6 protein-coding genes and 1 pseudogene are annotated in these 10,200 nt (G+C 37.9%); 6 read left to right on the forward strand and 1 reads right to left on the reverse strand.

All coding sequences use genetic code 11. The annotated features are described in order from the left end of the window. Positions 1-895: 895 nt before the first annotated feature. Entirely contained in the window at positions 896-1,297 is a 402-nt protein-coding gene (locus tag J3U68_RS03350) for a DUF5339 family protein (RefSeq protein ID WP_267374606.1), read from the reverse strand. 1,929 nt (positions 1,298-3,226) lie between these two features. Here J3U68_RS03350 and mutY point away from each other — a divergent pair. The 6 genes and pseudogenes from mutY (at position 3,227) to greB (ending at position 10,197) form a co-directional block, all read left to right on the forward strand. After that, on the forward strand, positions 3,227-4,288 hold the full coding sequence (mutY, locus tag J3U68_RS03355) for an A/G-specific adenine glycosylase (protein ID WP_267374609.1): 1,062 nt from the start codon (positions 3,227-3,229) through the stop codon (positions 4,286-4,288). 242 nt (positions 4,289-4,530) lie between these two features. After that, a complete protein-coding gene (locus tag J3U68_RS03360) occupies positions 4,531-4,692 on the forward strand; it encodes a hypothetical protein (protein WP_267374612.1) in 162 nt (53 codons plus the stop codon). A gap of 60 nt (positions 4,693-4,752) precedes the next feature. Next, on the forward strand, positions 4,753-7,449 hold the full coding sequence (mgtA, locus tag J3U68_RS03365) for a magnesium-translocating P-type ATPase (RefSeq protein WP_267374615.1): 2,697 nt from the start codon (positions 4,753-4,755) through the stop codon (positions 7,447-7,449). 206 nt (positions 7,450-7,655) lie between these two features. Beyond that, positions 7,656-7,907 (forward strand): DUF4332 domain-containing protein, encoded by a 252-nt coding sequence (locus tag J3U68_RS03370; protein ID WP_267374617.1) that lies wholly within the window; start codon positions 7,656-7,658, stop codon positions 7,905-7,907. A 320-nt stretch (positions 7,908-8,227) separates the two neighbouring features. Next, a pseudogene (locus J3U68_RS03375) lies at positions 8,228-9,487 on the forward strand (malic enzyme-like NAD(P)-binding protein); the annotation flags it as partial. A gap of 209 nt (positions 9,488-9,696) precedes the next feature. Beyond that, positions 9,697-10,197: a transcription elongation factor GreB gene (greB, locus tag J3U68_RS03380; protein WP_267374619.1), complete on the forward strand. Its 501-nt coding sequence runs from the start codon at positions 9,697-9,699 to the stop codon at positions 10,195-10,197. Positions 10,198-10,200: the final 3 nt, after the last annotated feature.

The following is a 10,200-nucleotide window of genomic DNA, read 5'->3' on the forward strand; positions in this document are numbered from 1 at the left end:
ATTAAACAGCTTATAGCTTGATTGATGATTTAATTTATCAATACGTAGTTGATGTTTTTGATAAAGAGTTTTCTAAAATTCATCCTTGTGCAACCCATTGAAAATGGACAAACTTAATAACCAATCATTATTTTTGAAAAAGAATCAAAAGGACTAGATTTAATTTGTATCGGCTCTAGCTGGCAACGGATGTATGGTGCCATCATTTTAAATATTTAATTCGAAAACTTCCCAATGAGTCACGTACAAAGTTATATATGTTCTTAGAAGTTATAAACATTCATTATTTGCATCAGCTTCTCCAAGATCATTCATATTTTAAAATGAATGGGGAAGCTGATTGTATTTTTAAGCAAAAAATGTCTGTAATGATCAGTCAGATAAATTGAATAAGGCATGGTAGTTATTTAAAACTGAATTTTGGTAATACGTAACGTATATGACCTAGTTTTTTTACTGTTATTTCATCATGATGAGTAGCGACTTAGATTCAGCAGAATAAGCTGCTGAAACTGTTGTGGCTCCAATACTGCCACTCCACTATATTTCTACATGAGTACCTTGAAAGTAAAACCAGTTGTGTCAGCATCTGTTGGATAAAGCAATGAGAAGTCGATACAGGTTGTATAGCGGTACTTATAATATCAACATTGAAAAATTTTAGCGGATAAATTTTTAAGTTATCAATTTTATAAAGAGTTTCTGCACTTATAATTAATTGGTTTGAAGGTTAATTTTTTAGACTATATCCTAAGAGAATAAAAGGTATTATTCACTCTGAATAGATTAAATTATTACAAAAAGATATTACATTGTTGACTTAGATTGTGCTGTGCTTGGTTAAAAAAATTGTGAGGCAATACAATTGCCTCACAATTATTTTAAATTGATTTTATTAACGAAACTGTGGAGGAAGAGCTTCTAAGGCTTGTTTACAGCTTGCTCTAGTTTGTTCATGTTGCTCAGGGTGCTCTTTGATCAATTTTTTGAAATTATCATAACTTGCACTAAACAGAGCTTTTTGATTATCTGGAAGTTCTTTCAGCATTTTATCAACAGCTGCAAAATATTGATCACATTCTTCAATACTTGTAGAAACAGGGGCGGTTTCTGAACCGTTATTGACAGGATTTACAGCAGGAGCAGGAGCTGAAGTTTCATTAGTTGCAGGAACACTTGCTTCTGTAGTCGTTGCAGGAGCACTTGCAGCTTCATTTGCTTTTTTGGCGTCATCACAACCAAAAAGACCTAAAGCCAGTAAACAAAACACGGCTGTTGTAGAGAATTTTTTAATCATTTTTCAATCCTTATTTAAATCATACCAACATCAATATTCGGTAAAATGATGTTCTTAAGTGATTATAATATAGGTAAATCGATAAAGACAGGTTTTTATATGTAATTTTTATCATTTCGAGCATTTGAGAAAGTGTGATTCAAAATTGATCTGTAAAAAAATCTTAATTATTGCCAGTTTTATTTGGCTGATTGTTAGGCGATCTATACAATTATTTATTGATATCGTTACTCTATATTGGATGTTTTTGCTTTGACTTGAAGTTATATTGGATTTAGTAAAATTAAAGAGAAAATTTTTTCGCTATGTTGTAATTTTGTTATATATAGTCTAATAAATGACACAAAAAGAACATCTGCTCTTGGTTGTTGAGCGCGATTAACTTCTTATTAAATTCTCTAATGATTGATTCATTTTAAGTTAATAATAAGATTTTAGAGAAAATATATATCTTAATACTTGATCACTGAGAAGTCATTATTGCATATTAGTAGAAAAAAGGATTAAAGTTAGCCTGTTCTGAACAAACATGTTGCCTAAATTTTTTTTTAAATATGTAGACAATAGTTGTGGACCAAGTCTGTGAATCAGCCTTGAAGCAAGACTTATTGTTGATTAAAAAAAATTAAAAACGAAAACGACGATGATGTAATAAAATTTTTTGGAAATAATCGATGTCATTCATAACAAATCGATTTATTGAATGATTGGCAGGAATAGTTGGCATGATTAACAAACGATCAGTTTAAGAAAGTTATGCTTCACCCTATAAAGTGACTTTTATTATATTTAAAGAAATGAATTTAAAAAATTTGCTGTATAGGTGTTAATGATCTGATTAAATAGCAAGATTATGCCGTTTTGTACTCATTTCAATATGGATCAATAACCATATTTTTTTATCTCATTTATTGTTATTAAAGAAACCGAACGACCTGTTGCAAATGGGTGTTATTGGTCGCTTTTAACAGAGCTTCTGGTTCAATCTTTGACTAATTTATTCCTTTTCTATTATTTTCCGCCAGGCTTCCTAAACATCTGCATTCCTCAGAATTAGTGTTCAATTATTTTCACTAAGTTGAATATTTTGTTTAGACAGTTCAAAAGGGCAATAATATCGATCTGTGTTTGTATTAATAGCATCGTATTTTCTTAGTCGCTATCGCTAATCTGACTTCACTGTTTGAAAAAAATGGCTAGTTTTTCATTAGCAGCTGAGCAATTTAAGTTTTGAGTTGTGATCAGAAAAAACATGTTATTCATTTCTAAAATGAACTGAAACGCTTTTTCAATATTTTCTGCTAATTCTGTTAAATTTAATTTAGATGTCAATCCATCCAAAATACAATCTTGAACTTCAAATTCTGGATTTTGCCAACACCTGCTTCACTTTTGACAATCATGTTATGACGAGACACGCTAATTTCATCTGTCTTCTGTCGTGTTAGCTGTTAATTTCATGAGTATGCTTTTATTCAAAAAAAAAAAATCTTTTGCGTTGTTACATATGATGCTTTTATTAACGATGTTTTCTCTGATTAAGATGATTTATATTCTCTTTCTATTGAACTGTCCGCTAGTTAATTGGGTTAGTTTTAGAATATTAGACTATTTTTCAAGCTCAAATATTAACTGTATTACTGCTATCGTAGGTATGCAATTACTATGAATCTGAAATTGCAAAGAGGATTGGTGTAAAATCCATAACGACAGCTTATAATGCAATAAATTTGAATTTATATAAAAATTTTGCAGCTGGATTTCTAACTATTTCAATTCTTATTTTTTGATTTTTATCTCAAATCTAAATAAATCCATTTATTTTGTGTATCAGTATTTTTCAGGCTGTACCATTTTTTAATCATTTTTTTAAATTATTATTAATTCAATTGTCAATAAAATACAGGTTAAGATTGTGATTAGGTTGTGATGGAAAAAGGTAATGATTTTGCGCAACGTTTGGTTTTGTGGCAAAAACAATTTGGTAGGCATGGATTGCCGTGGCATAGTCGCGATCCTTATCGGGTTTGGCTGTCGGAAATTATGTTACAGCAAACTCAGGTCAGTACGGTTTTAAATTATTATCCGCGTTTTGTTACGGCTTTTCCCGATGTGTATGCGTTGGCTGCTGCTGATGAGGATGAGGTGTTAGGTTTGTGGCAAGGGCTGGGATATTATAGTCGTGCCCGTAATTTGCATAAGGCTGCCAAGCAAGTAGTCAATGAGTTTGGTGGCGAATTTCCCCGCGATAGGCTGCACTTGCAAATGCTTTGTGGAGTAGGGCGCAGTACGGCAGCGGCGATTGCTGCCTTCTGCTTTAATGCGCGTGAGTCTATTCTGGATGGAAATGTTAAGCGCGTTTTGTGTCGTGTTTTTGCTTTAGATGGAAATTTAAACGCTAAAAGTTTCGAACAGTTGCTTTGGCAAACGGCTGAATCCTTGCTCCCTCAGGAGGGTAAGGATATGCCTGCTTATATTCAGGGGTTGATGGATTTGGGCGCAACGATATGCAAACGCAGTAAGCCTGTTTGTACTGCTTGTCCTATGGGAGATATCTGTCTTGCTCGTGCTCAAGATCGGATTGCTCTGTTGCCACGTAAGAAAACTCAAGTAGCTGTCAAAGACATGCCGATGTATTGGCTAGTGATGCGAGATCAAAGTGGATCGATTTTTCTATCCAAACGTCCCGCAAACGGCATTTGGGGTGGATTGTGGTGTGTACCCTGCGCCGACAGTTTGACTGCTTTGTACGAACTGGCTGCACTTTTTGACTTGCCAGCAGATGATTTGAATGCAGATGGTGAATTTCTGCACCGACTAACGCATCGGCAACTGCATATTTTTCCCTATCATGCACAAATGTCAGTATCTCTGCATCGTAATCTGCAAGGCATCTCGGGCGAATGGGTGTCGCCGCAACATTTAGCAGATTATGGTATACCTAAACCATTACATAATTATCTAAATCATTTCCAAGGTTTGCTATTTTGATTTATCGGTTGAAATGTTGAAATTGGGCGCAGGAGTTAACCATTATGGACATTAGTTGGTCATACCCAATTGGTAATCAAGATAGGGCGAAAATGAAATTTGTTGGTTTATTTAAATGAATCTTGGTTAATGTAGTAGCTTGTGAATATTATTGTTTTTTATTACTGGTAACGTAAATTTAATTGACGTTATTATCTTAAACCCGTATAAACCTTACCTTGCTGAAGATATTGTTGTCTTTTATGCGTGTTGACGACAGCAATAGCAGATTAGTCTGCTTCGGTATCGGTGAACGCAATGCCTCGCATTACGTTTATGACTATTTAACTGGGAATAAAACAATGGAAGAAGATTCGAGTCTGCCGTTTATTTTATTGATACATCAATTGCAACAAGGCCGTTGATGTTTTCCAGTTAACAGTATCTGCCAACCGGGAAACATCATGGTTGGAAAGGTACTGTTTATGAAAAAACTAAAAAAAGTAACCCATCAATCCGTGACTATTAAAGCTGTGCTTGAGTCACGCAACAGTCTTGAGAAAACGCTTTCTAATTTACAGACTAGTCTCAGTGGTCTGACCGAGCAAGATATCAAAGAAAGATTAGCTTCATTTGGTAGTAATGATGTTGTGCACGATAAAGCACCATCTGCTTGGATCCAATTACTACTCGCGTTTAAAAATCCTTTTATTTTTGTTTTACTTGCACTGGCAGCAGTCAGTTTCTTTTCAGATTATCTGATTCCTTTACGTCAGGGTGAGGAAACCAGCCTCAGTGGCATTATTATTATTCTGGTAATGGTGTTGCTAAGTGGTTTGCTCAGTTTCTGGCAGGAATACCGTTCTAATAAAGCAGCGCAGGCGTTGAAATCGATGATAAGCACGACTGCAACGGTATTGCGACGTAGTCATCGGGATTTGGCTGGTGAACAACAAGAAGTGCCGATTAAAGAAGTGGTGCCCGGCGATATCATTTTTCTGTCTGCCGGTGACATGGTTCCTGCTGATGTACGTCTGATTGAGTCACGTGATTTATTTATCAGTCAGGCCGTGCTAACCGGTGAATCTATTCCGGTTGAAAAATCGGATACTTTGGGTGCTTCGGTATCGACCAATTTGCAATCTCAGCCATCGTCTGACTCATCCAATCCGCTGGATGCAGAAAATATCTGCTTTATGGGGACCAATATCGTGAGTGGAACGGCCAAAGCTGTGGTGGTGGCTACCGGTAATGATACTTATTTTGGTTCTTTAGCTAAATCTATCGTCGGTACTCGCGGTAAAACGGCATTTGACCGTGGGGTCAACAGTGTCAGCCATCTGCTTATCCGCTTTATGCTGATTCTGGTGCCAATTGTGCTGCTGGTAAATGGCTTTACTAAAGGTGACTGGGGCGATGCTGCTTTATTTGCTTTGGCAGTAGCAGTTGGTCTGACACCAGAAATGTTACCTATGATTGTCAGTGCCAATCTGGCCAAAGGTGCCATGGCCATGGCACGACGGAAGGTTGTGGTAAAGCGCTTAAGTGCCATTCAAAATTTTGGTTCGATGGATGTGTTATGCACCGATAAAACCGGTACGTTAACGCAAGATAAAATTATTCTGGAGCATTATACGGATATTCATGGTCACAATGATCATGAAGTCCTTCAGCTGGCGTGGTTAAATAGTTCCTTTCAAAGTGGAATGAAAAATCTGATGGATAAGGCGATTATTCGCTTTGCACAAGAACCAGAAAACCGTGCTTATATTCATTCTGCTGCGTTTCAGAAAATAGATGAATTGCCCTTTGATTTTGTACGCCGGCGCTTATCAGTTGTGTTGCGTGATGAGCACCAACGACATGTGTTGATCTGTAAAGGCGCCGTAGAAGAAATGCTGTCGATTTCCAGCTGTGTATATGAGCAGGGGCAGTTTTTGCCACTAGACGCCGCTCAACGCGAACGGCTGTTGTCGCTGACAGAAAGCTACAACAAGGAAGGGTTTCGTGTGCTGGCAATCGGCACCAAATACATTAATCCTGAAGCACAAAAAGCCCAATATGCTGTTGCCGATGAAACTGAGTTAACTTTATGTGGATTTCTGACATTCCTTGATCCCCCTAAAGACAGTGCAGCCCAGGCAATTGCTGCTTTAAGTGAGAATGGTGTTGCGGTAAAGGTTTTAACCGGAGACAACGCAATTGTCACCCGAAAAATTTGTCATGAGGTGGGCATTGAAGCCGGACTGCCTTTGTTGGGTAGTGATATTGAGGGCTTAAGTGATGAGGTACTAAAACCTTTATTGGAACAACATACTGTTTTTGCTAAGCTCACTCCCTTGCAAAAATCGCGAATTATTCGTTTATTGCAAGAAAATGGTCATACTGTTGGTTTTCTCGGCGATGGTATTAACGACGCTCCCGCTTTACGCGATGCCGATGTGGGTATATCTGTTGATACCGCCACGGATATTGCTAAAGAATCAGCCGACATTATTTTGTTAGAAAAAAGCCTGATGGTGCTGGAAGAAGGGGTGATTAAAGGGCGTGAAACCTTCGGTAATATTATTAAATACCTGAATATGACTGCCAGCTCTAACTTTGGTAATGTTTTTTCGGTGTTATTCGCCAGTGCTTTTTTACCATTTTTGCCCATGCTGGCGATTCAGCTTCTGATTCAGAATTTGCTGTATGATTTTTCTCAGTTATCGCTCCCTTGGGATCGAATGGATGATGAATTTTTACGTAAACCACGTAAATGGGATGTGTCTAACATCAGTCGTTTTATGTTGTTTATTGGTCCTATTTCATCCATATTTGACATCAGTACCTTTGCGTTGATGTGGTTTGTATTTCATGCTAATGCACCGGAAGTGCAAAATCTGTTTCATTCTGGTTGGTTTGTTGAAGGTCTATTGTCCCAAACATTGGTGGTACACATGCTGCGTACCCGTAAGATTCCATTTATTCAAAGCACGGCAGCATTACCAGTATTGCTGATGACAGGATTAATTATGGCCATCGGAATTTATATTCCCTTTTCGCCGATCAGTAACTGGATTGGACTGACTCCATTACCATGGCAGTATTTCCCATGGCTGGTACTGACATTAGGTTGTTATTGTGTGGTAACTCAGATGGTTAAACGCTGGTACATCCGACGTTTCGGCCAATGGTTCTAACTTATTCTTGAATAAAAAAAGCGGGTTTGAATACCCGCTTTTTTTATGCGGTTTTGTTCTAAAACATTTTACTGCGCAATCAGAATTGCTAAGTTATCATTAATCAATCACTAATTATCCTATTTATGATATTTAGGTAAAGGTCTTAATCAGTAGAGACGGTGATAAATACATTTGAATAAAATTATTAAGAAGGTTGGCAGCTTATGGTGTTTAGTGAATCTGAACGGGCATTATTGGTCAAAGTCAAAGGTGTAGGGGACAAGGTGATTGATCGTTTGGAACAGATCGGAATCAATTCTTTGGCCCAGCTTGCTGAGGAAAACCCACAGGATATTACACAACAGATTGCTTGTTTAGTTGGTAGTAGCTGTTGGAAAAATAGCCCGCAAGCGAAAATGGCGATCAGCAGTGCTGTGGAATATGCACAGCAGTATCAGCAAGAGAAATCAAAGTAAAGCACTGTATATTATTTTATCATTAATTGCTTTGCATTTTTTGATGCATATGGGTGGTGTGTTAAAGCGACAGTTTGTGAATTTAAAGGATTGTTAGTTTTAGCCATTAAAAATGGGGAAATTCAACAATTATCTTCGGCTTTGTAATCGTGAATGTGAAATATTAACCATAAAAGCGGTGTATGATTTTGTTAAATAAAGCTATAATATAAATCACTTTTGACAGGTACTAATTCTTTAGACACCCGTTAAAAGGTTTTTTATTGTGCTTTTTAAAAAAACAGCTTGTTGGTGTTAAAAACCTGGAACTGAGAACTTATATGGATGAATTAATCAAAGAAGCTGCATTACGTTTTCACGAAGAACCTCGCCCTGGTAAAATAGAAGTTTGTGCGACTAAACCATTGAATACCCAAGAGGATTTGTCGCTGGCTTATTCGCCGGGTGTGGCAGCACCTTGCATGGAGATTCATCGTGATCCTGCAAATGCATATAAATATACCGCTCGAGGCAATCTGGTTGCAGTAATCTCAAATGGTACTGCAGTACTTGGTCTGGGCAATATTGGTGCGCTGGCAGGCAAACCAGTAATGGAAGGCAAAGGTGTACTTTTTAAAAAGTTTGGCGGAGTAGATGTTTTTGATATTGAAATTGATGAAACTGATCCGGACAAACTGGTTGATATCATTGCCGCATTAGAACCAACTTTCGGCGGAATCAATCTGGAAGATATCAAAGCTCCTGAATGTTTCTATATTGAAAAGAAACTTAGCGAACGTTGTAAAATTCCAGTTTTTCATGATGATCAGCACGGTACGGCCATTATTACTGTCGCCGCTATTAAAAATGCTTTGAGCGTGGTCGGTAAAGATATTGCGCAGGTTAAATTGGTATGTTCTGGTGCCGGTGCTGCGGCTATTGCCTGTCTGGAATTGTTGGTAAGCATGGGCATGAAAAGGGAAAATATTACTGTTTGTGATTCTAAAGGCGTGATTTATCAGAATCGTGAAGCAAACATGGTGGAATCTAAAAAAGCCTTTGCCCAGCCTGATCAAGGTCAGCGGACGCTGGAAGATGCGGTAAAAGGAAAAGATATATTTCTTGGTTTATCCGGTCCTGGCGTATTAAGCCCAGAGATGCTGAAAACCATGAACAATGATCCTATTGTTCTGGCTATGGCCAATCCGACTCCTGAAATTTGGCCACATGAAGCCAAAGCAGCCCGTCCTGATGTCATCATGGGTACTGGACGCTCTGATTTTCCTAATCAAGTCAATAATGTATTGTGTTTCCCGTTCATTTTCCGTGGGGCTTTAGACGTTGGTGCTACTACCATCAATGCGGAAATGAAATTGGCTTGTGTTAATGCTATCGCCGAATTGGCGAAAACGCCACCAAGTGCAGAAGTTGTTAAGGCTTATAAAGATGCTGATATGACTTTTGGTCGTGAATATTTGATTCCGAAACCTTTTGATCCGCGTTTGATTTATGTGGTTGCGCCTGCCGTAGCTAAGGCAGCAATGGATTCTGGTGTGGCCACTCGTCCAATCAGTGATCTGAATGCTTATGCTGAAAAGCTAAAAAAAGGTTTTCAAGCATAAATAAAAAATTGACACTGATTTGACCGTCATGACTATGGTTTGATCATCTATGACCAATTTGTCTGTCTAAATTAAGATAAAAATCATTGAATCGTTTAAGTTGAGCGTTGCTCTTCAGATCGTGATCTTTTTTATCTGTGCAGGCTGTCTGATTACAGACAGCCTGTTTTATTGTTTTAGGAAAACTAATGAGTAGTGAGCAAAAAAATACCCCAAATTATATTACCCCAGGTGGTCATCAGGCCTTACAGGATGAGCTGTACCAACTGGTTCACAAAGAGCGCCCTGAAGTGGTGAATGTGGTGAACTGGGCAGCTGGCAATGGGGATCGTAGTGAAAATGGTGACTACCTGTATGGCAAACGTCGATTACGTGAAATTGATCGAAGAATACGTTTTCTAACCAAACGATTAGAAGCAGCTCAAGTTATTGATCCGGAATTACGAGGAGATTGTGATCAGGTTTTCTTTAGTGCCACGGTGACCATTTTACGTGCAAACGGGCAGGAGCAAACGGTTAAAATCGTTGGTACAGACGAAATAGATTTGAGCCAGAATAAAATTTCTTGGGTGTCACCCCTTGCACGCTGTTTGTTGAAAGCTCATGAGGGAGATGAAGTGCGCTTGGCTGGCGTGGATGGTGTAGAAACCATTGAAATACTTGCGATAGAATATATTCGTATTGACTAACAA

The organism is Snodgrassella sp. B3882 (genome assembly GCF_026535915.1).
GTDB lineage: Bacteria > Pseudomonadota > Gammaproteobacteria > Burkholderiales > Neisseriaceae > Snodgrassella.

What these genes read in the sequence shown, in the direction of transcription:
- mgtA (WP_267374615.1), top strand. Translation starts at nt 4,753, where the DNA reads ATGAAAAAACTAAAAAAAGTAACCCATCAATCCGTGACTATTAAAGCT.
- J3U68_RS03350 (WP_267374606.1), bottom strand. Translation starts at nt 1,297, where the DNA reads ATGATTAAAAAATTCTCTACAACAGCCGTGTTTTGTTTACTGGCTTTA.
- J3U68_RS03360 (WP_267374612.1), top strand. Translation starts at nt 4,531, where the DNA reads ATGCGTGTTGACGACAGCAATAGCAGATTAGTCTGCTTCGGTATCGGT.
- J3U68_RS03370 (WP_267374617.1), top strand. Translation starts at nt 7,656, where the DNA reads ATGGTGTTTAGTGAATCTGAACGGGCATTATTGGTCAAAGTCAAAGGT.
- mutY (WP_267374609.1), top strand. Translation starts at nt 3,227, where the DNA reads ATGGAAAAAGGTAATGATTTTGCGCAACGTTTGGTTTTGTGGCAAAAA.
- greB (WP_267374619.1), top strand. Translation starts at nt 9,697, where the DNA reads ATGAGTAGTGAGCAAAAAAATACCCCAAATTATATTACCCCAGGTGGT.